Source organism: Acidovorax sp. T1 (assembly GCF_002176815.1).
Taxonomy (GTDB): domain Bacteria; phylum Pseudomonadota; class Gammaproteobacteria; order Burkholderiales; family Burkholderiaceae_C; genus Acidovorax.
Genome location: NZ_CP021648.1, coordinates 605421 through 626419, shown reverse-complemented (window position 1 = coordinate 626419; position 20999 = coordinate 605421). Strand labels below are relative to the sequence as shown.

The following is a 20999-nucleotide window of genomic DNA, read 5'->3' as shown; positions in this document are numbered from 1 at the left end:
ATGTATACCGCCAAAGGCCAGCTCGACCGTGATGCGCTGATTCGCCAGCACATACCGCTGGTTCGACGAATCGCTCACCACATGATTGCCAAGCTGCCTCCCAATGTGGAGGTGGACGACCTAATCCAGGTGGGGATGATGGGCCTGGCGGAGGCGCTTTCGCGCTACGAGGCCACCCAAGGAGCACAGTTCGAAACCTTTGCCACCCAGCGCATCCGCGGCGCCATGCTGGACGAGCTGCGCGAGGGCGACTGGATGTCCCGCAGCTCCCGCAAAAGCCAGAAAGACATCGAGCACGCTGTACGGCGGCTGGAACAGAAACTGGGCCGCAGCCCCCTGGAGTCGGAAATTGCCGCCGACATGGGCATGGCCCTGGCCGAATACCAGAGCCTGCTCGGCAAGGTGCGCGGCACCCAGTTGGTGTATCTGGAAGACATGACCCACGGCAATGATGACGAGGATGGCTTTCTGGACCGCCACGCGGCCGACAGCGACGCCGACCCTCTCGAACTATTGCGCGACCACCGCCTTCGTTCTTCCCTGGTCCAGGCCATCCAGAGCCTGCCCGAGCGCGAACAGCACATCATGGGCATGTATTACGAGCATGACATGAACCTGAAAGAAATTGCGGCGGTGCTGGGTGTCACGGAATCACGGGTGTGCCAGCTGCACAGCCAGTCGATTGCCCGTCTTCGCGCCAAAATGCGCAGCCACTGAGCGCTGGAATTTCGATGGAAGGGGTTGTGGCGCTCATTGCGCCGCATGCACTTTTTGTGCGACTTTTCAGCTGGCAGACCGGTAAATACGGGCCACGCTTCCCGCGTTGCGCCCCCCCATCGCGCGGCCATAGGTGGCAGCCGCATCTGCGGGAGGCAACAATCCTGCGACTTGCCTGTCGGTAATGGCCGCCAGACGGGCCAGGCTTTCACGCTGGACAGCCAGCATGGCGCCGACGGCCTGCAGACGCTTTTGCATGGCGGCAGGCAGGGCACCCTGCCGTTGAATCTGCGCCATGACCTGTGAAAGCTGCGCGGATGCGTTGCGCAGTTGGGCGCTGCCCAACTCCAGCGCTTGCGGGTCTGCAGCCAACAGCGCTGCAGAAACGCCATCCAGATGTTTTTCAACTGCGGAGAGTGCGTCTTCCAGCTGCATGGTGCCTGTGTGCGGGTGAAAGCGCTAAGGATGAAAAACGGGTTAGCCGCGGGAGCGGGAGAAAATTTCCTGGGCGTTGGACAGCATTTTGTCGGCAATGGCCTCGGCATCCACGGTGAAGGTGCCTTGATCGATGGCAGCTTTCACAGCCTTGACCCGGCCCGCGTCAAAATCTCCCACGCTTCGCGCAGTTTGTGCAAGGGTTCGAGCGCTCGTGGAAACCGTTACAGGCACGCCAGCGGCCGACGCGGAAACCGCGCTTTTTGCCGACTCTTCTGCCACGGCTGGGGCTTTTGCTTGTTTGGACAGCCCTGTCTGCGCTAGTGCGCCCGGGAGTTCCGGTTTTTGACCAATTTTCATCGCTCTCTCCACCACCCCGCTTGATGTGGGGCACAGTAGCAATGTTTTCGACCCATTTGAGTGAGACTTTAGCCATTTCTGGCCAAAGACACATCAAAGAGATGCATTGATCGTCCCGTCATCATTCACAATGCCTGAGACTAACCGCCCATTACCCATGCGGACGCGGACAGTCTGTCCCACGGCTCCGTTCGACATGGCCTGGCCCGATGAGGTCACCGCATAACCCGGGCCTTGGGCCACCACCCGCACCTGCGCACCCGCTCGGAAGACGCTGGGCGCCCGCACCATGGACTGGCGCACCGCTTGCCCCGCCATCAACTGGCGGGACGCCACCTGCCCGACCCATTGGTCGGGGTTGGCCAGAACGGGCGCGGCTTCAGCAGCCCAGTCCACCTCGGCTTCGCTGGCATCTGCCGCAGTCAGCTCGGCTCCGGACGCCACATTGCTGTTGAGCACCCAGGCCGGGCCAAAGGCCTTGATGCTCACCGGCAGAAAAACATTCCAGGCTGCGGCCCCTTCCACACAGCGCAGCCCCAGGCGCGTGCGCCCCCAAAGGCGTGAGCCCGCCGGCAAGTAGGGCTCCACACGGGCGCAGGGCGCCAGGCGCAGCCGGCTATCGAGCTGGCCCACGCTGACTTCCATGCGCAAGGGCAAGCCGCCAGGCTGGTTGCGCGCCAGCGCATCGTCCAGCCAGCGCTGCGTGAGCGGCGCCAGATCGACAGCCGGATCCGCCGCTGCCTGCGCCCGGGCGGGGCCGCCGCACAGAGCTGCCCCCAAACCCGCCAGCACCAGGGTCGTGCACAGCAAGCTGCGCCGCAGCGGTGGTGGCAGGCAAGCCCGCATCAAGCGGTGCAACGAGACAAGGGGGGGCAGGGGGATAAGGGACGACATGGCGATCTCCGGGGCGGGCGCATGGACTGCCAGCCACTGGGCAGACCATTTCACCGCTGCAACTATAGGCAGACCCGCGCCAGATGAACCCGGAAACTGCGCGCCAATGCCCGCGTTCTTCGGGCTTTAGAAAAAGCCGGCGATTTCCATAATCAATCCACGCCGAAAACCCTCTTCAGGACCCGGCGCCACTGCAACCCTGAGTGTGAGGCACACATGCTTGACAAGATGACCGACCGGCTGGACTTTCACGGCAACGCACTGTTGCTGCGTGCCGAGCGCCAGCGCGCCATCGCCAGCAACATTGCCAACGCCGACACACCCGGGTACGTGGCCCGCGACGTCAACTTTGCCCAGGCCATGCGCGAGGCCACCGGTTCTTCCACCGGCACGGGCGCAGCCCGGCTGGCCAGTGGTGGCGCCGGCGCTGCGGGCGCCACCGACCCACGCCACATTCCGCTGCCCGCATCAACCACCGGCATCGGCTCGCAAAGCACGCTGGGGTACGCGCTGCAAACCCAGCCCAGCCTGGACAACAACACTGTGGACCTCGACCGCGAGCGCGCCAACTTCGTGGACAACGCCGTGCGTTACGAGGCCACGCTGCGCTTCATCAACGGGCAGTCCAAGACCATGCTCAGCGCCATCCAGGGGCAATAAGCCCGGCCGCGCAGCAAAAGGGAAACCACCATGTCCATGTTCTCCATCTTCAATGTGTCGGGCAGCGCCATCAGCGCGCAGTCGCAGCGCCTCAACGTCGTGGCCAGCAACCTGGCCAACGTGGATGCCGTGGCGGGGCCGGACGGCCAGGCCTACAAGGCGCGCCAGGTGGTTTTCCAGACCACGCCCATGGGTGCAGACAGCTCTGCCGGGGTGCGCGTGAGCGCCATCAACGAAACCACCACGCCGGGGCGGCGCATCCACGACCCGGGCCACCCGTCCGCCGATGCGCAGGGTTACGTGACCCATTCCAACGTCAACGCCGTGGAGGAAATGGTGAACATGATTTCCGCCTCGCGCTCTTACCAGAACAACGTCGAGGTGATGAACACGGCCAAGTCGCTACTGCTCAAGACCCTGCAGATGGGCCAGTAATTTTCAGGACAAGCCACCATGATCACCAGCACCACCTCCGCCACCTCCGCCACGTCGGGCTCTTCGGCCTTGGGCACCACGGCGACCCCCACCGACGCCGCAACCGACCCCGCAGCCGCCCAGGATCGGTTTCTGAAACTTCTGGTGGCCCAGCTCAACAACCAGGACCCCATGAACCCGATGGACAACGCGCAGATGACTTCGCAAATTGCGCAGATCAACACGGTGACCGGCATCCAGCAGCTCAACGACACCGTCGCCGGACTGGTCAACCAGTTTTCGGCCCAGCAGATGCTCCAGGGCAGCGCCATGGTGGGTCGCCAGGTGCTGGCACAAGGCGACACCCTGTCCGTGGACAGCGAGAGCGGCCAGGCCACCGGCGCCTTCGACCTCGCCGGATCAGCCGCCAGCGTGAAGATCCAGGTGCTCGACGCCGCCGGCAAAGAGGTGGGCACGGTCGACATGGGCGCACTGCCCGCGGGCCGCTTCAACTTTGCCTGGGACGCATCCGCCTACCAGGGCGACAGTGCACCGCGCTTCAAGGTGCTGGCAGCCAATGGCGAGACCAACGTGGCATCCACAGCATTGATGATGGACAAGGTCACTGCCGTGAGCATGGACAGCGGCAGCCTGCAACTGCAGCTGTCGCGCGGCGGCACGACCACCCAGGCAGGCATCAAAGCCATTCTGTAATTTCAAGATTCATCAGGAGCACACACCATGGCTTTCCAACACGCCCTCTCGGGACTGAACGCTGCCAGCAAAAACCTGGACGTCATTGGCCACAACATTGCCAACGCCAGCACCACCGGTTTCAAATCCTCGCGCACTGAATTCGCAGACCTGGTGGCATCCTCCATGGGCTCCGGCGGCGGCGGCGACTACGGCATTGGCGTGGAAGCGGCCACCGTGGCCCAGCAGTTCTCACAGGGCAATGTCACCGTGTCGGGCAACAACCTCGATGTGGCGATCAACGGCAACGGCTTTTTCAAGGTGCAGCAGCCCGATGGCTCGGCCGCCTACACGCGCGCCGGCAACTTCAAAATAGACAAGACGGGTGATCTGGTTACCACCGGTGGTGCGCAGGTGATGGGCTTCAAGATCGATCCTGCTACGGGGCTCAGCACCTCCGAGGCGCAACCGCTAAGTTTCCCGACGGGCGCACCCATCGAGGCTAAAGCCACCGCCGGCATCACTGCGGTGCTCAACCTGGACGCACGCGCTACTGGCAACCCTGCAAAAGTAGGCCCGCCAGCCGTTGCCGCCGTCGCCCCTGCGGATCGTTCCACCTACGGCACCTCCATCAACGTGTATGACACACAAGGCGTGCCTGTGCCAGTCAGCATCTATTTTCAAAAGGCCGACGCCAACCAGTGGAATGTGTATGACACGCTCGACACCACTGCTGCCCCCCGGGGCACCATCACCTTTGACGGCAATGGCAAGTACGTCAGTTCCACACCCTCACCCCTGACGGTGAACGTCGATCCGTCCGCGGTCAACCCCAACAATCCACCCGCGCCGTGGGATGTGACCATTGATCTCTCGACCGTCACCCAGCTCGGCAGCGAATTCGCCGTGGCCGACCTCTCGCAAGACGGCTATGCCTCGGGCGACCTCACGAGCATCAGCATCGCCAACAACGGCATGGTCATGGCCGCCTACTCCAATGGCGTGACCCGTGCCGAGGCGCAGGTGGCGCTGGCCAACTTCCGCAACCCGCAGGGCCTGCTGGCCGTGGGCGGAAACAACTGGGTGGAATCGTTTGACTCCGGCGCGGCCGTGCTGGGCAAGCCGGGTGACGGCAACTTTGGCGCGCTGCGTTCGGGTGCGCTCGAAGACTCCAACGTCGACCTGACGGCCGAGCTGGTCAACATGATGACCGCCCAGCGCGCCTACCAGGCCAACGCCCAGACGATCAAGACGCAAGACCAGGTGATGTCCACCCTGGTGAACCTGCGCTGACCCACGCAGTACCACTGAACCCGGAGCACTGCAATGGACCACATCATCTACACCTCCATGACGGGCGCCAACGCCGCCGCGCACCGGCAGGCGGTGCTGGCCAACAACCTGGCCAATGCGTCCACGCAGGGCTTTCGCGCAGAGCTGTCCACCTTCCGTTCGGTGCCCGTCCAGGGCGAAGGCTCGACGACGCGCGTGTTCGCGCTCGAAGCCACCGCCGGCCACTCGGACAAGACCGGGCCGGCCCAGACCACGGGACGCAACCTGGACGCCATGGCCGTGGGCAATGCCTGGTTTGCCGTACAAGGGCTCGATGGCACCGAGGCCTACACCCGCGCGGGCCGTTTCGAAGTCTCCAACACCGGCCAACTGGTCACACCGGCCGGTCTGCCCGTGCTGTCGGACGGCGGCGCGCCCATCGACATTCCGCCCAACGCCACCATTTCGCTGGGCACAGATGGCACGGTCACCGCCAGGACGGGCAATGAGCCCCCGACGCCGGTGGGCCGCCTCAAGCTGGCCACGGCCACGGCCGACAACCCGGTGCGGCGCGGCGATGACGGCATGTTCCGTGCCGCAGCCGGCGACGCCCTGCCCGCCGACCCCAACGCCCGCATGCAACCCGGCGCGCTGGAAGGCTCCAACGTGAACGCCGTCGAAAGCATGGTCGGCATGATCGCCGCAGCACGCCAGTTCGAACAGCAGATGAAGCTGCTGCAGACCGCCGAAACCAACGACAAGAGCGCCAGCCAGCTGCTGAGCCTCAACGGCTAAGCGCCGCACCAGAAACCAAAGGAAAACCACCATGATGAATTCACTGTGGATCGCCAAGACCGGCATGACCGCCCAGCAAACCCAGCTGGACGTCATCTCGCACAACCTGGCCAACGTCTCGACCACCGGTTTCAAGCGCAATTTCGCCGTGTTCGAAGACCTGATGTACCAAAACCAGCGCCAGGTGGGATCGCAAGCCAACGAAAACGCCGAACTGCCCACAGGCTTGCACCTGGGGCTGGGCGTGAATGTGGGTTCTGTGTCGCGCAATTTCCTGCAAGGTGGCTTGCAGAGCACCGGCAATGCGCTGGACATGGCCATCAATGGCCAGGGCTTCTTCCAGGTCCAGTTGCCCGATGGCACAACCGCCTATACCCGGGCAGGCAACTTCACGCTGAGCTCCACAGGCGTCGTGGTGACGCCCGAAGGACATGAGCTGGTGCCGCAAATCACGGTGCAGACGGGCGACACGGTGGACATCAGCCGCAGTGGCCAGGTCTCGATCACACGGGCCGGCGTCACCACCAACGGCCCGCAGCTGCAACTGGCCAACTTCGCCAACCCGGCCGGCATGGAGCCGATGGGCAACAACCTGTTCCGCGAAACCGTGGCCTCTGGAGCGCCGGAAGTGGGCAATCCGCTGACCAACGCGCTCGGGGAAATCCGGCACAAGTTTCTGGAAAACTCCAACGTCAACGTGGTGGAAGAGCTGGTCAGCATGATCCAGACCCAGCGTGCCTACGAGATGAACTCCAAGGCCATCCAGACTTCGGACCAGATGCTGGCCAAGCTGTCGCAACTGTGAAGCATCCTGCGAGGAGAACCGCCATGAACACCCTTGTGCGCCAACTCGGTTGCATCGCTCTCGCCGTGCTCGCCACGGGTTGCGCCGGCATCAACCCGCCACCGCCCGTGGACGTGCTGTCCACCACGCCCCCCCCCGTGGCAACCCTGCCCCGGCCTGCGGGCCCCGCCACCGGCAGCCTGTTTCACGCCGCCAGCTTTCGGCCCGCTTTTGAGGACCAGCGCGCACGCCTGATCGGCGACATGGTGACGATCACGATCAAGGAAGAAATCGACGCCAAGCAGGACACCAAGTCCAACGTCAACCGCGCCGCCGACGCCAGCGGCGGCATCACCGCGCTGCCGCTGCTGGCAGCCACCACAGCGGGCAAACTGGCCGCGCGCTCGAGCGTGGGCGCGGACTACGCGAACAACTTCAACGGCAGCGGCAACACTGCCAGCAAGAACGAGTTCAAGAGCAACATCACCGCCATCGTCTCCGACGTGTTGCCCAACGGGCACCTGGTCATCGCGGGCGAAAAGCAGGTGGGCGTGAACCGCAGTGTGGATGTGCTGCGCTTTTCGGGCATCGTCGATCCGCGCCGTCTGCAGCCCGGCAGCATCATCGAATCCCAATACGTTGCTAATGTGCGCGTGATCTCGCGCGGTCTGGGCGAGCAGGCCGAGGCGCAGGCCATGGGCTGGCTGGCGCGGGCGTTCAACACGGTCACGCCGTTTTAATCACCCCCATGCCCTTGCAACGCTTCTGGCAACCAGTTGCTGCCCTGGCCCTGGTGCTGTGCTGCGGCCTGGCGGGCGCGGCCGATTTCCGCGATCCGGTGGAGCAGCCCTTTCTGGTCTGGCCCAACATCCCGGTGGTGCGCGCCTCCGATATGGGCGATTACGAGCACGATCGCAAGGTGTTTGCAGACCTGCATGCCGGCAAGGGCGATCCGGCCACGGTGCTTGCCGCCCTGCAGGCCGTGGACAGCCTGCAGGCCCACCACGAGCGTACGGCGCTGGCCCAGCTGGGGCGCACGCTCAACACCCAGCTGATTGGCGAACTCGACCGGCAGGCGCGGCGCATCAACACCCGCGCGCCCAAGCTGCGCTTTGAGTTTGCCGGCATCACGCCCGAGGAATTGCAGCGCGCCTCTGCGGCCGACGCCAAAGCGCTGGGCGCCCTCAGGGCCAAGGCCAGCCGGGTGGCACTGGTGGCCTACATCACCTACACCCCGCTGGAGGGTGCGCTGGTGCAGGCCACCGCCACGCTGGTCAAGCTGGGCAGTGGCGCATCGCAAAGCTTTACCGTAACGGCACCCGCGCCCACGCTGGCGGATGCGCTGGCGCGCGATATCTTCGATTACTTCCAGGGCACGCGTTTTTCACAGCACCAGAACCCGCTGGCCGCGCGGGAATGGCTGATGGCCGCGCCGGGGCATGCCGATCAACTGGTGTCCCGCGAGGCGGCGCAGCGCTACTGCCAGTCGCAGGACGCGGCCCTGCCCACGGCGAGCGAGCTGGAAGCAGCCGAAGCATCGGGGTTTTATGGCGGCGGCGTGGCGCTGCGGCCCACGGGCGTGTACCACATCCAGTCGGGCCTGTATGACACCACCCAGGCACAGGCGGACAAGGTGCGCGCCAACCACATTGCCAGCGTGCCCAATGGCTATTACTACTGCATACGCAAGCCGGCCCAGACCGAGACCAAGGCGGCCAGGGTCCGCAGGTAGCGCTTCAAAACAAATCGCCCCGCCCATTCTAAATCAAAAATGATAGCTATCAGCGCTTTACAGAAAAGCGCTAGAGCCATATTTGAATCATATTTTTGCGGATACTGCAGCACGGGAAAGCCAGGGGGCGAACACCGGTAATAAGGCGGCAGAAGCACGCTCTTTTCCCCTCTTTGCCCGCCGGATGGCACGCCACAATGGGTGTCATGAAGACCTTGCACCTCCCTCGCTTTGCATGGCTGCAGACACGCGCGCTGTGGCTGGCGCTAGCCCTGTTTGCCACGGGGCTGGCGGCGCCAGCCCATGCCTTGCGTCTCAAGGAGGTGGCGGCGGTGCAGGGCGTGCGCAGCAACCAGCTTTCGGGCTATGGCCTGGTGGTGGGGCTCGATGGCACGGGCGACCAGTCCACGCAGATGCCGTTCACGGCCCAGGCGATGGCCAACTATTTGCAGCAGATGGGCATCAGCCTGCCACCGGGCGCCACCGCGCCGCAACTCAAGAACGTGGCCACCGTGGTCATCACAGCCCAGTTGCCGGCCTTTGCGCAGCCGGGGCAGCTGATCGACATCAACGTCTCGTCCATCGGCAACGCCAAGTCCCTCAAGGGCGGCACGCTGATCGCCGCGCCGCTGCGGGGCGCGGACGGCGAAATTTACGCGCTGGCGCAGGGCAACGTGATTGTGGGCGGCGCCGGCGCATCGGCCGGTGGCAGCAAGGTGCAGATCAACCATCTAAGCGCGGGGCGCATCCCGCAGGGCGCGCAGGTCGAGCGCTCCGTGCCTACGCCGCTGCACGATGGCGACACCATCACCCTGGGCCTGAATGCCGTGGATTTCCAGACCGCGCGCAAGGTGGCGCAAGCCATCAATGCCCGCCAAGGCCAGGGCACGGCCACGGCCCTGGACGGGCGCACGGTACAGGTGACCGCACCGCAAGACCCGGGCAAACGCGTGAACTTCATCGCAGAGCTGGAAGAACTGCATCTGCCCGACTCCACCCCCGCGGCCAAGGTGGTCATCAATGCCCGCACAGGATCGGTGGTGCTCAACCAGTCGGTCACCCTGGGCCCCTGTGCCATCGCGCACGGCAACCTGTCGATCACCATCAGTTCCACGCCCGTCATCAGCCAGCCCAACCCCCTGTCGCAGGGCGTGACCGTCGTGGCGCAAAAGAGCGACATCACCATCAACAAGGAGGCAGGCAACATCATCCAGATGCCGGCCTCGCCCCAGCTGGCCGATGTGGTTAAGGCCCTGAACTCCCTGGGCGCGACGCCGCAGGACCTGCTGGCCATCTTGCAGGCCATCAAGGCGGCCGGCGCCCTGAACGCCGAGCTGGAAGTGATCTGACCATGGCTTGCCCAACCAGCGCCCAGCGGGACCTGCACAAGGAGTGAAGCGACCATGGCCCTGACCCTGCCCACTTCCACAACCTCCAGTGCCTCCAATGCGCTGGCGGCCGATGCACGATCGCTCAACGCCCTGAAATACGAGGCCGGGCAAAACAGCCCCCAGGCCGCCAAGGAAGCCGCCAAACAGTTTGAATCGCTGTTCATGCGCGAGCTGATCAAGAGCATGCGCGAAGCCACCATGAAATCCGGCCTGATGGACGGCGCCCAGGGCAACCTGGGCACCGACCTGCTGGACCAGCAGCTGTCGGTCAACATGTCGGGCGTGCCCGGCGGGCTGTCGGAAGCCATTGCGCGCCAGCTTTCGCGCCAGATGGGCGGTGCCGACACCAGCATCTCCGTGCCGTCCACTCTCAGCCTGCCCGGCGTGACCTCGCGCGGCGCAGCCCCCGTGGCCACGGGCCCGGTGCCCAAGGGGCGCGACGGCTTCGTGCAGTCGCTCAGCGCCACCGCCGAGCGCGTGGCGCAAGACAGCGGCATTCCGGCCAGCTTCATGCTGGGCCAGGCGGGGCACGAAACCGGCTGGGGCAAGAGCGAGATCAAACACAAGGACGGCTCCAACTCGTTCAACCTGTTCGGCATCAAGGCCGGCAAGGGCTGGACCGGCAAGGTGGCCGAGATCACCACCACCGAATACATCAACGGCAAGGCCCAGAAGGTGACCGCAAGGTTCCGCGCCTACGACTCGTACGAAGACTCGTTTCGCGACTACGCCCGCCTGATCACCGACAGCCCGCGCTACGAAAAAGCCCAGGCCACCGCCCGGACCGGCTCGGCCGTGGCCTATGCGGCAGAACTGCAGAAGGCCGGTTACGCCACTGACCCCGAATACGCCAGAAAGCTCAGCGGAGCCATCAACAGTGCGCTGCGCGTGCAACGTGCCCAGGCGTGATGGACGAGAAGAACCGAGGTAAGCCATGAGTCTGCTCAACGTCGGCGCCCGCGCCCTGCAGGCCAACCAGGTGGCCCTGCAGACCGCAGGCCACAACATTGCCAACGTCAGCACGCCCGGCTACTCGCGCCAGACCGTGGTGCTGCAGACCGTGCAGGGCCAGTTCACCGGGGGTGGCTACATCGGCAAGGGCGTGGATGTGCAGACCATCCAGCGCAACCACAGCGAACTGCTCACGCGCCAGGCCACGGCGGCCTCTGCGGTGGATGCAGGCGACACGGCGCGCATGGACCGACTGCGCCAGCTGCAGGAGGTTTTCAGCGGCGGCACCAGCGGCATCGGTGCCTCGATCAACGACATGATGAACGCGCTTTCGGATGTGGTGAGCGCCCCCACCGACCTCACCGCGCGCAGCGTGGCCCTGACGCGCATGGACGAAACGGCGGCGCGCATGCGCGATGCCTCGCAGCGCCTGGACGAAATCGGCTACACCGTGGCCGAGCAGCTCAAAGGCAGCATGCTCACGGTCAACAGCCTGGCCAAGAACATTGCCGGCGTGAACGAGCAAATTGCCCGCGCCCAGGGCAACGGCCAGCCCGCCAACGACCTGCTAGACCAGCGCGACCAGCTGATCCGCGAGCTCAACCAGCACATCCAGACCTCGCAAGTGGCCGCCGATGACGGCACCGTGAGCGTGTTCGTGGCCGGCAGCCAGCCGCTGGTGCTGGGCAGCAAGGCAGCCACGCTGTCGATCGACGACCCGGCCGACTTTGGCGCGGGCAGCGGCAAGAAGGTGCTGAACTTCCAGCAGCCGGGCTCCAGCACCAAGGTGGAACTCAACGAAAGCATGCTCGGCGGCGGCCAGGTGGCAGGCTTGCTGCGCTTTCAGAACAACGACCTGGCCGAGGGGCGCAATCTGCTGGGGCGCATGGCGGTGGCTATCAGCGAAACCATGAATTCGCAGAACAAGCTGGGGCTGACGCTGGATGGCAAGCCAGGGGAAAACCTGTTCGCGCCGATCAGCCTGGGCAATGCGGTGCGCAGCAACTTCAACACCTCGACAGCTGCCACCACTATGGCGTTGACGGTGACGGACCCCACGGCGCTGCAGGCATCGAGCTACACCATCAGCTTCACGACCGCCGACACAGGTTCGATCACACGCCAATCGGACGGCAAGGTTTTCAGCTTCGACGACTCGACTCCATCTCCGCCGAACACGACGACGATGGCAGATTTTTTCTCGACGCAGGGGTTAAGCGTCGTCCCGACAGCCCCACCCAACGCTCCAGTCGCTGGCGACCAGTTCATGATCAACCCACTGCAGGGTTCTGCAGCGGAACTGAAGGCGGTGCAGTACTCGCCAGTGAATTTGGCGGCGGCCAATCCGGTCAATGCGGCCATGGGACCAGCGAATATGGGTTCGCTTCAGTTGGTTTCGCTGAAGGCAACCGGCCCGATCACGCAACCTGCAACGGGAAGTCCTGTAACGATTACCTTCCAAGCAGGATCGCCTGCCACATATTCAGCATCGCTTCCCGGTGCGCCCCCAACCATTGTTTCCGGCAACTATGTTTCCGGCGAAAAAATTTCCATCGACGGCTGGGAAATCACGCTCAGCGGTTCGCCCAAGGACAACGACACCGTCACAGTAGGCAACGCCACCGATCCCCAATACGGCGACTGGTACCAACGCGACACCGGCAACGCCAGCGCACTGATGGCCCTGCGCGACGTGCCGATGTTCGACGGCGCCACGCTGTCCGATGGCTTTGCCAGCGCCATGGCGCAGGTGGGCACGCGCACGCAAAGCGCGCAGTTTGCGGCCGAGCTGTCCTCCTCCATCGCGGCCAATCTGGAGCGCGACCGCACGGCCGTCTCGGGCGTCAACCTGGACGAGGAAGCGGCACGGCTGATCCAGTACCAGCAGGCCTACCAGGCCTCGGCCAAGTTGATCCAGATCGCGCAGAATATCTTTGACACCCTGATCCAGGGGCTGGGCCGCTGAAGGTCTGAACGGAGTCCGTCATGAGCAACTCTCTATACCGGGTGAGCACCGCCAACCAGTACGACAACGCCCTGCGCAACATTGGCCAGCGCCAGACGTCGCTGTCCAACCTGCAGGAGAACCTGACCTCGGGCAAGCGCGTGGTGCGCGCCAGCGACGACCCGGTGGCCGCCGCGCAGGCCGAGCGCGCCCAGACACGGCTGGCGCGCAACGAAGCCGACCTGCGCGCGCTGGACATGCAGCGCAACACCATGGCCCTGGCGGAATCCGCCCTGGGCCAGGCAGGAGACGCCATGCAGGCCTTTCGCGAACTGGTGGTGAGCGCCGGAAACGGCACGTACACCCAGACCGAGCGCGACGCCATCGTGCAGCAGCTCGTGGGCCTGCGCGACCAGATCCTGGGCTACGCCAACCGCCAGGACGCCAACGGCCAGCCCCTGTTCCAGGCGCTGGGCAGCGCCGAGGCGCCCTTTACCGGCACGGCCACCACGGTCAACTTTGCCGGCCTGCCGGGGCAGCACGCCAGCGGCAACACGCAGATTGCCAAGGTGCTCGATGGCGATGCCGCCTGGATGAGCGTGCCCACGGGCAATGGGGTGTTCGAGGTGGCGCGCAGCGCCGCCAACACGGGCAATGTCTGGGCCGATGTGGGGCAGGTGACCAATCCTTCGGCACTGACCGGCAACGACTACCGCATCACGTTCTCGGTGGTGGGTGGCGTGACCACCTACGATGTCACAAACACCACGACATCGGCCACCGTGCTCTCGGGCCAGCCCTACACCACACCCGCCACCGTCGCTTTCGACGGCATGTCGCTGAAGCTCACCGGCGCCCCCGTTGCTGGCGACAGCTTTGACGTGAAACCCAGCCAGCCCTCGAATGTGTTCGCCGTGCTGGAAAACGCCATTGGCGCCATCCGCGATGCACACAACCCCGACGGCAGCACCAACGCGGGCATCCTGACGCACGGCATCGCCCGGGGGTTGAACGAAATCGATGCCGCCATGAACCGGCTGCAGGCGTCGCGCGGCCTGGCGGGCGATCTGCTTAATCGCGCCGACCGCATTGAAAGCGACCTGGACACCCGCGCCGTGCAGCTCGAAGACGACCGCTCGCGCGCCGAGGATCTCGATATGATCCAGGGCATTTCGGACTTCCAGAACCAGCAGGTGGGATACGAGGCTGCCCTCAAGTCCTATGCCCAGGTTCAGAAGCTGTCCCTGTTCAACTTCATCAGTTAAGGACGACCTGCTCGCGCGATGGGGGTCCACCCCGTCGCCAGGATCCGGCCCCGCTGTCTTATCGCTTCACCGCCCATGGTCCAATCCGTCCTCGGCAGCCTGATTCTTGGCTACCGCCCTTTGTGGAACCGGGCCCGCAAACTCGCGGGCATCCGGCTTTACGCCCAGAACGAGGCCGCCGCGGTGGTGGATGCCGCCCACCTGCTGCGCACGGTGCAAGAGCTGTGGTCTGCCAGCTCGCCGCCTTTGCTGCTGTCTGCGCAAACGCGCCAGCTTCTGTGCACGCTGCTGGATGAAGCGCCGCGCGGCGCCCCGTGGATCGAGGTGCGGGGCGACTGGCTGTCGGACACCGCCATCTTCAGCCGCGTGAAGGCAGCGCACCAGCGCGGCCTCAAGCTGGTATGGCGTGGCGACATGGCCCGCCTGCCCGAGCCCGAGGTGGCGCGCTGCTTTGACAACAGCCTGCTGACGCTGCGCCCCGAAGACGCCGTGGCCGCACTGCAAACCACCCCCGCCCGCCCCGGTGACCCGGCCCCCGCAACCCGCAGCAAAAGCCCAGTGCTGGCCGGCCAGATGTATGAAAACATCGCCAGCCGCGCGCTCATGGAGCATTGCCTCGATCAGCAAAACGCCCTAGCCCTGGCCGGCTGGCCGGTGGAAGACGTGCTTTACGGCCAGCGGCACCAGTCGCCACAGCCCTCGCACGCAGTCATCGTGAAGCTGATGAAGGCGATTGACGCCGAGCAGTCGCTGGAAACCTTCGAAGAAATCCTGGGCGAAGACCCGCTCTTGGCCTACCGCTTCATGGTCTACACCAACTCGGCGGCGCTGGGCCTGCGCACGGGCATCGATTCGTTGCGCCGGGGGCTGGTGATGATGGGCTATGGCTCCATCAAGCGCTGGCTGTCCGATCAGCTGCCCCACGCCAGCACCAACCTGAACCTGCGGCCCGTGCGCGAGGCCATGGTGATGCGGGCGCAGCTCATGACGCATCTGCTGGATGCCGGTGTGGAAAACGACCTGCGCCGCGAAATCTACCTGTGCGGGCTGCTGTCGCAGCTGGACGATGTCATGGGCGAATCCCTGGGCACCATCCTGCGCCGCATCCCGCTGTCCGAGCGCATCTATGACGCCGACGTGCTGGGCACCGGCCCCTATGCCTCGGGCCTGCAGATGGCCCGCGCACTGGAGTCGGACGACGCCAGCGTGATCCGCAAGCTGTGCGAAACCCATGAAATGGATCTGGAGGAAGTCAACCGCGCGCTATTGCGGGTGCTGGCCGATCTGGAAGTGGAACGCCCCGCCGCCGCCTGAACCTGCGCGGCCCGTTGCAGTGCAGCGCACCGTGGCTACCGGCTCTGCGCCACCACCCGCTGGAACACGCGCCAGAAGGCCGCGTCCTGCGTGGTGGTGAAGTTGATGCGCATCAGCGTGCAGGGTTGCCGGCTGGCGTGGAACAACGCCCCGGGCGCCAGCAGGTAGCCCTCGTCCAGCATGCGCTGGGCCAGCACGTCAGTGTCCACACCCGTCTCCACCCAGCCAAACAGCCCCGCCGGCTCGGCCGCAAAGCTGCAGCCGGCGTCCAGCGCCAGCTGCACGCTGCGTGCGCGTGCCTGGGCCAGGCGCAGGCGCATGCGCGCGGCATGGCGGCGCAACTGCCCTTGGTCGATGCACAGAGCCAGCGCCTTTTCCAGGATGGACGGCGTCGTCAGGGTGGACAGCAGCTTGGTGTCAAGCAGGCGCTCCACCAGATCGGGCGGCGCCGCCAGGTAGCCCACGCGCCAGTTGGGCGCCAGGATCTTGGCGAAACCGCTCACGTAAATGGTGCGCCGCAGGCCGTCGAGCACCGTGAGCCGCGTGGCGTGCTCGGGCGCGATGTGGCTGTAGGTGTCGTCTTCCACCACATGAAAGTTGTGCTGCTGTGCCAGCTGCAGCACCTGGTGCGCACTGCCGGGCGACAGGCAATAACCCGTGGGGTTGTGGAACACGCTCACGCTGACGAACAACTTGGGGGCGTGGGCCTCGCAATAGCGCGCCATCACGGCCAGATCGGGGCCATCGGCGTGGCGCGGCACGGGCAGGATGCGCATGCCCAGGGCATCAAGGCGCGCAAACTCCACCGACCAGCCGGGCTCCTCCACCATGACAGGGTCGCCGGGCCGCAGCAGGGTGCGGCTGACGATGTCGAGCGCGTGCGTGGCGCCCACCGTGGTCATGATCTGACCGGCCCGCGCGGGAATGCCCAAGCCCGCCAGCTTGCGCGCCAGCACCTGGCGCAGGCCGGGGTCGCCCATGGGGTCGCCATACTGCAGCGAGCCGTCTTGCAGCGCGCGGCTGCCGGTCACCTTGCGCACCGCTGCCGCCATGAACCCCGCCTCCAGCCAATCCGACGGAAACACGCCGGCGCCCGGCTGCGGATGGGTGGATGCCTGGTGGAACATGCCCCGGATCAGCGCCGTGGCGTTGATGCGCGACCCCGATGGCAAAGGCGCGGTGCCCGTGGCCGTCCTGAGCGCTACATTTGCTATATTTTGTATAGCTGATTGCGCTTGCCCCTCCTGCGCTTGCGCCCCATTTTGCACAAAATCGCGTACAAAGAAACCACGTTGACTGCGCGCCTCCACCAAGCCCTGGGCCTGCAACTGGTCGTAGGCCGCCACCACGGTGTAGGGGCTCACGCCCTGCTGGCGCGCGCATTCGCGCACCGACGGCAGGCGTGTGCCCGCAGGCAGCAGCCGCGAGCGGATGCGCTCGGCAAAACGCTCGGCCAACTGTTCGGTCAGTGTGTGGCTGCTGGAACGGGTAAGCATGGGAAGGGCCTTGTGCAGAAATGCCGACTGTGCTGAAACAATCACCACTACAGATGGCGTGATTGTCAGATTAACTGTACCGGCACTGTATTGCAATTGCCTCTACAGTAACAGCCTACCTTTTTCTTTTCAGCGCCATGCCACCTGTTGAATTCACTGCCCTGCTGGCACTGGCCACTGCCATGAGCTTCAGCCCCGGCCCCAACACCACGCTGTCCACCGCGCTGGCGGCCAACCGCGGGTTGCGCCACGCGATGCGTTTTGTCTGCGCCGTGCCCGTGGGCTGGAGCGCGCTGCTGCTGCTGTGCGCGGGCGGCCTGGGGGCTGCGGTGCTGGCGGTGCCCGCGCTGCGCTGGGGCATCAAGGCCGTGGGCATTGCCTATCTGGTGTGGCTGGCCTGGAAGCTCAGCCAGAGCGGCCAGCTCGGCGAGGCCGACGCCGCCCGCATGGACGTGGGTTTCTGGCAAGGGGCGGCGCTGCAGTTCGTGAACATCAAGGCCTGGCTGCTGTCGCTGACCATCGTGGCGGGCTGGATCATCGGGCGCGAAGACAGCCTGCAGCGCCTGGCCGTGGTGCTGCCGGTGATGGCCCTGTTTGCGCTGTGCAGCAATTTTGTGTATGCCGCGGTGGGCGCGCTGCTGCGCCACTGGCTGGCGCACGGCCGGCGCCTGCTGTGGTTCAACCGTGCCATGGGCTGCGTGCTGGTCGTCACGGCCGCATGGATGGTGCGCACATGACCGCGCCGCGCCTGCCCACTGCCAGCCCGCACGAGGCCCGCGGGCTGGCCCTGGGCCTGCTCGGCGTCACCATTTTTGCCCTGACCCTGCCCATGACCCGCCTGGCCGTGGGCACGCCCGATGCCCCGCTGATGTCGGGCCTGTTCATCGCCATGGGGCGCGCGGCCCTGGCCGGGCTGCTGTCGGGGGCGCTGCTGCTGGCCCTGCGGGCACCGCTGCCGCAGCGCTCCGACGCCCGGCCACTGGTGCTGACAGCGCTCGGTGTGGTGTTTGGCTTTCCGCTGCTGACGTCGGTGGCGATGCGCCACGTCAGCGCCGTGCACGCCAGCGTAATCGTGGGCGTGCTGCCGCTGGCCACCGCAGCCGTGGGAGCGCTGCTGCACCGCCAGCGCCCGTCGCCAGCCTTCTGGGCCTGCGCGGTGCTGGGCACGGGTCTGGTGGTGACTTTTGCCGTGCTGCATTCGGGCAGTGCCGGGCTGGCGCTGCACCCGGCCGATGTACTGCTGCTGGGCGCCATGCTGTGCGCGGCCGTGGGCTATGGCTTTGGCGCGCGGCTGTCGCAGCACATGCGGGCCGAGTTCGTGATCTGCTGGGCGCTGGTGATCTCGCTGCCGGTCACGGTGCCGCTGGCGGCGCTGTCGTGGCCCGCCGTGCCCCTGCCCGCGCAGGCCTGGGCTGGCTTTGCCTATGTGTCGGTGTTTTCGATGTGGCTGGGCTTCTTTGCCTGGTACCGGGGCCTGGCGCTGGGCGGCACGGTGCGCGTGAGCCAGGTGCAACTGGTGCAACCCTTTCTGGGCATGCTGTTTGCCGTGCCCCTGCTGGGCGAGGGCCTGGACGCGGCGAGCGTGGGCTTTGGCCTGGCCGTGATGGCCACCGTATTGCTGGGCCGCCGCATGCCGGTGCGCGCACCGCCCCGTCCGGGATGATGATGACACCCCGCCACACACCCACGGCCACATGGCGAATGGCGCTGCGCACAGGGCGGACCCGGCGGGTTAAAGTGCGAGCCCATCGCCCACCCGCAGGCTCCTGCACCGCCGCACAGCGGCACTTTTTATCGGATGACAAGCGCGCCCCTGCCGGGCGCCCACTGGAGATGACTGCATGACGAACTGGACCCTGGCCGCACGCGCCGCCAAGATGAACCCTTCCGCGATCCGCGAGATCCTCAAACTGACCGACAAGCCCGGCATCATCAGCCTGGCCGGCGGCCTGCCCTCGCCCAAGGCGTTCCCCCTCGAAGAATTCACCGCCGCCTGCAACACCGTGATGGCGCGCGACGGCGCCGCCGCCCTGCAATATGCCACCAGCGAGGGCTACGCCCCGCTGCGCCAGGCCGTGGCCGACATGCTGCCCTGGGCCGTGGACCCGGACCAGGTGCTGATCACCACCGGCTCGCAGCAGGCGCTGGACCTGATCGGCAAGGTGTTTCTCGACAAAAACAGCCGCATGCTGGTGGAAACGCCCACCTACCTGGGCGCGCTGCAGGCCTTTGCGCCGCAAGAACCGATGGCCGTGAGCGTGGCCAGCGACGACGACGGCATTCTGGTGGACGACTTTGCCGCCCAGGCCGGCAGCGGCGCCGACAAGGCCCGCCTGGCCTATGTGCTGCCCAACTTCCAGAACCCCACGGGCCGCACCATGACCGAGGCGCGCCGCGCTGCGCTGGTGGCCAAGGCGGCCGAGCTGAACATTCCGCTGATCGAAGACAACCCCTATGGCGACCTGTGGTTTGGCGAAGCCCCACCCGCGCCCCTGACGGCGCGCAACCCCGACGGCTGCATCTACATGGGCTCGTTCTCCAAGGTGCTGGCCCCGGGCCTGCGCATCGGTTACATCGTGGCGCCCCAGGCCATCTATCCCAAGCTGCTGCAGGCCAAGCAGGCGGCCGACCTGCACACGCCCGGCTTCAACCAGCGCGTGGTGGCCGAGGTGATCAAGGACGGTTTCCTCGACCGCCATGTGCCCACGATCCGTGCGCTGTACAAGCAGCAGCGCGACACCATGCTGGCCGCGCTCGAGCACGAGATGGCTGGCCTCGATGTGAAGTGGACGCGCCCGGCGGGCGGCATGTTCCTGTGGGTGCGGCTGCCCGAGGGCGTGAACGCGCAGGCCCTCTTGCCCGAGGCCGTGGACCGCAACGTGGCCTTCGTGCCCGGCGCGCCGTTTTATGCCGAACACCCCGACACGCGCACGCTGCGCCTGTCGTATGTCACGGCCACCAGTGACGAGATCCGCACCTCCATTGCAGCGCTGGCTGCGGCCATCCGCGCGCACCAGGCCAGGGGCTGAGCATGCTGCGGCTGTGGGGACGGCTCTCGTCCATCAACGTGCGCAAGGTGGTGTGGACGGCGCAGGAACTGGCGCTGCCCTTGCAGCGCACCGATGCGGGCGGTCAGTTCGGCATCGTGCGTGATGCGCATTACCTGCACCTCAACCCCAACGGCCTGGTGCCCCTGATCGAGGACGAAGGCGGCGTGGTGCTGTGGGAGTCGAACACCATCGTGCGCTACCTGTGCGCCCGCTATGCACCCGGCCAGCTCTATCCCGACGCGCTGCCCGCCCGGTTTGTGGCCGAGCAGTGGATGGACTGGCAGCAGACCGCACTCAACCCGGCCGGGCGCGACGCCTTCATTCAGTGGATCCGCACACCGGCCGCGCAGCGCAACGAGGCGCTCATCCGCCACTCGGTGGCCGCCACCGAAGCGCTACTGGCGCTGCTCGACGCCCATCTGGCGCGCCAGCCCTTCATGGCGGGCGAGCACTTCACCATGGCCGACATTCCGGTCGCCTGCGAAATCCACCGCTGGTGGGGCCTGCCCCAGGAGCGCACCGCCCGGCCTCACCTGGAGCGCTGGTTCCAGGCCCTGCGCGAGCGCCCCGGCGCACGCGGCGTGCTGGACCAGCCGCTGTCCTGATTCCTTCCCTTTCGCGGCCCCGCCATGCACCACCGCCCTTCAAAACAGCCTGTAGCGCTTACCCAGTAAGCGTTAGCAGCTATCAAAACAGGAATTGGCACCATATCTCTTCCTTCCCACCCTGGCCAACATCGAAGCCGCCGCGCCAGTGGTGTGCCGCGACTTCCCGCCCACGCCGCAATACCGCTGGGGCCTGCCCATGCAAAGCACCAGCGAGCGTGGCGCT

Annotated in this window: 22 protein-coding genes; 18 read left to right on the top strand and 4 right to left on the bottom strand. The window is 65.9% G+C overall.

Annotated features, from left to right (window positions below; genetic code table 11):
* The gene (locus CCX87_RS02980; RefSeq protein WP_087748145.1) at positions 1–717 is read left to right on the top strand and encodes an RNA polymerase sigma factor FliA; all 717 of its coding nucleotides are present in this window, start codon (positions 1–3) and stop codon (positions 715–717) included.
* A gap of 66 nt (positions 718–783) precedes the next feature.
* Here CCX87_RS02980 and CCX87_RS02975 read toward each other — a convergent pair whose 3' ends face one another.
* The 3 genes from CCX87_RS02975 to flgA form a co-directional block, all read right to left on the bottom strand.
* Positions 784–1152 (bottom strand): hypothetical protein, encoded by a 369-nt coding sequence (locus CCX87_RS02975; RefSeq protein WP_087743611.1) that lies wholly within the window; start codon positions 1150–1152, stop codon positions 784–786.
* Positions 1153–1194: 42 nt separating this feature from the next.
* Complete coding sequence (gene flgM / locus CCX87_RS02970; RefSeq protein WP_087743609.1) at positions 1195–1512, bottom strand: flagellar biosynthesis anti-sigma factor FlgM; 318 nt, start codon at positions 1510–1512, stop codon at positions 1195–1197.
* Positions 1513–1605: 93 nt separating this feature from the next.
* A complete protein-coding gene (gene flgA / locus CCX87_RS02965) occupies positions 1606–2358 on the bottom strand; it encodes a flagellar basal body P-ring formation chaperone FlgA (protein WP_087743606.1) in 753 nt (250 codons plus the stop codon).
* 264 nt (positions 2359–2622) lie between these two features.
* Between flgA and flgB the strand changes: the two genes are divergently transcribed.
* The 13 genes from flgB to CCX87_RS02900 all read left to right on the top strand — a co-directional run bounded on the left by flgB (position 2623) and on the right by CCX87_RS02900 (position 15622).
* A complete protein-coding gene (gene flgB, locus CCX87_RS02960) occupies positions 2623–3066 on the top strand; it encodes a flagellar basal body rod protein FlgB (RefSeq protein ID WP_087743604.1) in 444 nt (147 codons plus the stop codon).
* Positions 3067–3096: 30 nt separating this feature from the next.
* On the top strand, positions 3097–3501 hold the full coding sequence (flgC, locus tag CCX87_RS02955; protein ID WP_087743602.1) for a flagellar basal body rod protein FlgC: 405 nt from the start codon (positions 3097–3099) through the stop codon (positions 3499–3501).
* A gap of 18 nt (positions 3502–3519) precedes the next feature.
* Positions 3520–4194: a flagellar hook assembly protein FlgD gene (locus CCX87_RS02950; protein ID WP_087743600.1), complete on the top strand. Its 675-nt coding sequence runs from the start codon at positions 3520–3522 to the stop codon at positions 4192–4194.
* A gap of 27 nt (positions 4195–4221) precedes the next feature.
* The gene (flgE, locus tag CCX87_RS02945; RefSeq protein WP_087743599.1) at positions 4222–5466 is read left to right on the top strand and encodes a flagellar hook protein FlgE; all 1245 of its coding nucleotides are present in this window, start codon (positions 4222–4224) and stop codon (positions 5464–5466) included.
* Positions 5467–5499: 33 nt separating this feature from the next.
* Complete coding sequence (gene flgF, locus CCX87_RS02940; RefSeq protein WP_087743598.1) at positions 5500–6240, top strand: flagellar basal-body rod protein FlgF; 741 nt, start codon at positions 5500–5502, stop codon at positions 6238–6240.
* Positions 6241–6271: 31 nt separating this feature from the next.
* Positions 6272–7045 carry a flagellar basal-body rod protein FlgG gene (gene flgG / locus CCX87_RS02935; RefSeq protein WP_087743596.1) on the top strand — a complete coding sequence of 258 codons (774 nt, stop codon included), beginning with the start codon at positions 6272–6274 and terminating at the stop codon, positions 7043–7045.
* 23 nt (positions 7046–7068) lie between these two features.
* Positions 7069–7764 carry a flagellar basal body L-ring protein FlgH gene (locus CCX87_RS02930; RefSeq protein ID WP_087743594.1) on the top strand — a complete coding sequence of 232 codons (696 nt, stop codon included), beginning with the start codon at positions 7069–7071 and terminating at the stop codon, positions 7762–7764.
* 8 nt (positions 7765–7772) lie between these two features.
* Entirely contained in the window at positions 7773–8756 is a 984-nt protein-coding gene (locus tag CCX87_RS02925) for a hypothetical protein (protein WP_087743592.1), read from the top strand.
* 197 nt (positions 8757–8953) lie between these two features.
* The gene (locus tag CCX87_RS02920; RefSeq protein ID WP_198314759.1) at positions 8954–10105 is read left to right on the top strand and encodes a flagellar basal body P-ring protein FlgI; all 1152 of its coding nucleotides are present in this window, start codon (positions 8954–8956) and stop codon (positions 10103–10105) included.
* A gap of 54 nt (positions 10106–10159) precedes the next feature.
* The gene (flgJ, locus tag CCX87_RS02915; RefSeq protein WP_087743590.1) at positions 10160–11056 is read left to right on the top strand and encodes a flagellar assembly peptidoglycan hydrolase FlgJ; all 897 of its coding nucleotides are present in this window, start codon (positions 10160–10162) and stop codon (positions 11054–11056) included.
* Positions 11057–11081: 25 nt separating this feature from the next.
* Positions 11082–13064, top strand: coding sequence for a flagellar hook-associated protein FlgK (gene flgK, locus CCX87_RS02910; protein ID WP_087743589.1), 1983 nt, complete (start codon positions 11082–11084; stop codon positions 13062–13064).
* A gap of 20 nt (positions 13065–13084) precedes the next feature.
* Positions 13085–14308 carry a flagellar hook-associated protein FlgL gene (gene flgL / locus CCX87_RS02905; protein ID WP_087743587.1) on the top strand — a complete coding sequence of 408 codons (1224 nt, stop codon included), beginning with the start codon at positions 13085–13087 and terminating at the stop codon, positions 14306–14308.
* Positions 14309–14383: 75 nt separating this feature from the next.
* Positions 14384–15622, top strand: coding sequence for an HDOD domain-containing protein (locus tag CCX87_RS02900; protein ID WP_087743585.1), 1239 nt, complete (start codon positions 14384–14386; stop codon positions 15620–15622).
* 35 nt (positions 15623–15657) lie between these two features.
* Here CCX87_RS02900 and CCX87_RS02895 read toward each other — a convergent pair whose 3' ends face one another.
* On the bottom strand, positions 15658–17118 hold the full coding sequence (locus CCX87_RS02895) for an aminotransferase-like domain-containing protein (protein WP_087743583.1): 1461 nt from the start codon (positions 17116–17118) through the stop codon (positions 15658–15660).
* A gap of 137 nt (positions 17119–17255) precedes the next feature.
* Here CCX87_RS02895 and CCX87_RS02890 point away from each other — a divergent pair, with 137 nt between their 5' ends.
* From CCX87_RS02890 to CCX87_RS02875, 4 genes are all read left to right on the top strand, one after another.
* Positions 17256–17855, top strand: coding sequence for a LysE family translocator (locus tag CCX87_RS02890; protein WP_087743581.1), 600 nt, complete (start codon positions 17256–17258; stop codon positions 17853–17855).
* A complete protein-coding gene (locus CCX87_RS02885; RefSeq protein WP_198314758.1) occupies positions 17852–18781 on the top strand; it encodes a DMT family transporter in 930 nt (309 codons plus the stop codon). Before CCX87_RS02890 ends, CCX87_RS02885 begins: the two co-directional genes overlap by 4 nt.
* 178 nt (positions 18782–18959) lie before the next feature.
* Complete coding sequence (locus tag CCX87_RS02880; RefSeq protein WP_087743577.1) at positions 18960–20147, top strand: aminotransferase-like domain-containing protein; 1188 nt, start codon at positions 18960–18962, stop codon at positions 20145–20147.
* Positions 20148–20149: 2 nt separating this feature from the next.
* A complete protein-coding gene (locus CCX87_RS02875) occupies positions 20150–20773 on the top strand; it encodes a glutathione S-transferase family protein (RefSeq protein ID WP_087743575.1) in 624 nt (207 codons plus the stop codon).
* Positions 20774–20999: the final 226 nt, after the last annotated feature.

Coding starts and splice junctions, on each gene's coding strand:
- CCX87_RS02980 (WP_087748145.1), top strand. CDS start 1: ATGTATACCGCCAAAGGCCAGCTCGACCGTGATGCGCTGATTCGCCAG.
- CCX87_RS02975 (WP_087743611.1), bottom strand. CDS start 1,152: ATGCAGCTGGAAGACGCACTCTCCGCAGTTGAAAAACATCTGGATGGC.
- flgM (WP_087743609.1), bottom strand. CDS start 1,512: ATGAAAATTGGTCAAAAACCGGAACTCCCGGGCGCACTAGCGCAGACA.
- flgA (WP_087743606.1), bottom strand. CDS start 2,358: ATGCGGGCTTGCCTGCCACCACCGCTGCGGCGCAGCTTGCTGTGCACG.
- flgB (WP_087743604.1), top strand. CDS start 2,623: ATGCTTGACAAGATGACCGACCGGCTGGACTTTCACGGCAACGCACTG.
- flgC (WP_087743602.1), top strand. CDS start 3,097: ATGTCCATGTTCTCCATCTTCAATGTGTCGGGCAGCGCCATCAGCGCG.
- CCX87_RS02950 (WP_087743600.1), top strand. CDS start 3,520: ATGATCACCAGCACCACCTCCGCCACCTCCGCCACGTCGGGCTCTTCG.
- flgE (WP_087743599.1), top strand. CDS start 4,222: ATGGCTTTCCAACACGCCCTCTCGGGACTGAACGCTGCCAGCAAAAAC.
- flgF (WP_087743598.1), top strand. CDS start 5,500: ATGGACCACATCATCTACACCTCCATGACGGGCGCCAACGCCGCCGCG.
- flgG (WP_087743596.1), top strand. CDS start 6,272: ATGATGAATTCACTGTGGATCGCCAAGACCGGCATGACCGCCCAGCAA.
- CCX87_RS02930 (WP_087743594.1), top strand. CDS start 7,069: ATGAACACCCTTGTGCGCCAACTCGGTTGCATCGCTCTCGCCGTGCTC.
- CCX87_RS02925 (WP_087743592.1), top strand. CDS start 7,773: ATGCCCTTGCAACGCTTCTGGCAACCAGTTGCTGCCCTGGCCCTGGTG.
- CCX87_RS02920 (WP_198314759.1), top strand. CDS start 8,954: ATGGGTGTCATGAAGACCTTGCACCTCCCTCGCTTTGCATGGCTGCAG.
- flgJ (WP_087743590.1), top strand. CDS start 10,160: ATGGCCCTGACCCTGCCCACTTCCACAACCTCCAGTGCCTCCAATGCG.
- flgK (WP_087743589.1), top strand. CDS start 11,082: ATGAGTCTGCTCAACGTCGGCGCCCGCGCCCTGCAGGCCAACCAGGTG.
- flgL (WP_087743587.1), top strand. CDS start 13,085: ATGAGCAACTCTCTATACCGGGTGAGCACCGCCAACCAGTACGACAAC.
- CCX87_RS02900 (WP_087743585.1), top strand. CDS start 14,384: ATGGTCCAATCCGTCCTCGGCAGCCTGATTCTTGGCTACCGCCCTTTG.
- CCX87_RS02895 (WP_087743583.1), bottom strand. CDS start 17,118: ATGCTTACCCGTTCCAGCAGCCACACACTGACCGAACAGTTGGCCGAG.
- CCX87_RS02890 (WP_087743581.1), top strand. CDS start 17,256: ATGCCACCTGTTGAATTCACTGCCCTGCTGGCACTGGCCACTGCCATG.
- CCX87_RS02885 (WP_198314758.1), top strand. CDS start 17,852: ATGACCGCGCCGCGCCTGCCCACTGCCAGCCCGCACGAGGCCCGCGGG.
- CCX87_RS02880 (WP_087743577.1), top strand. CDS start 18,960: ATGACGAACTGGACCCTGGCCGCACGCGCCGCCAAGATGAACCCTTCC.
- CCX87_RS02875 (WP_087743575.1), top strand. CDS start 20,150: ATGCTGCGGCTGTGGGGACGGCTCTCGTCCATCAACGTGCGCAAGGTG.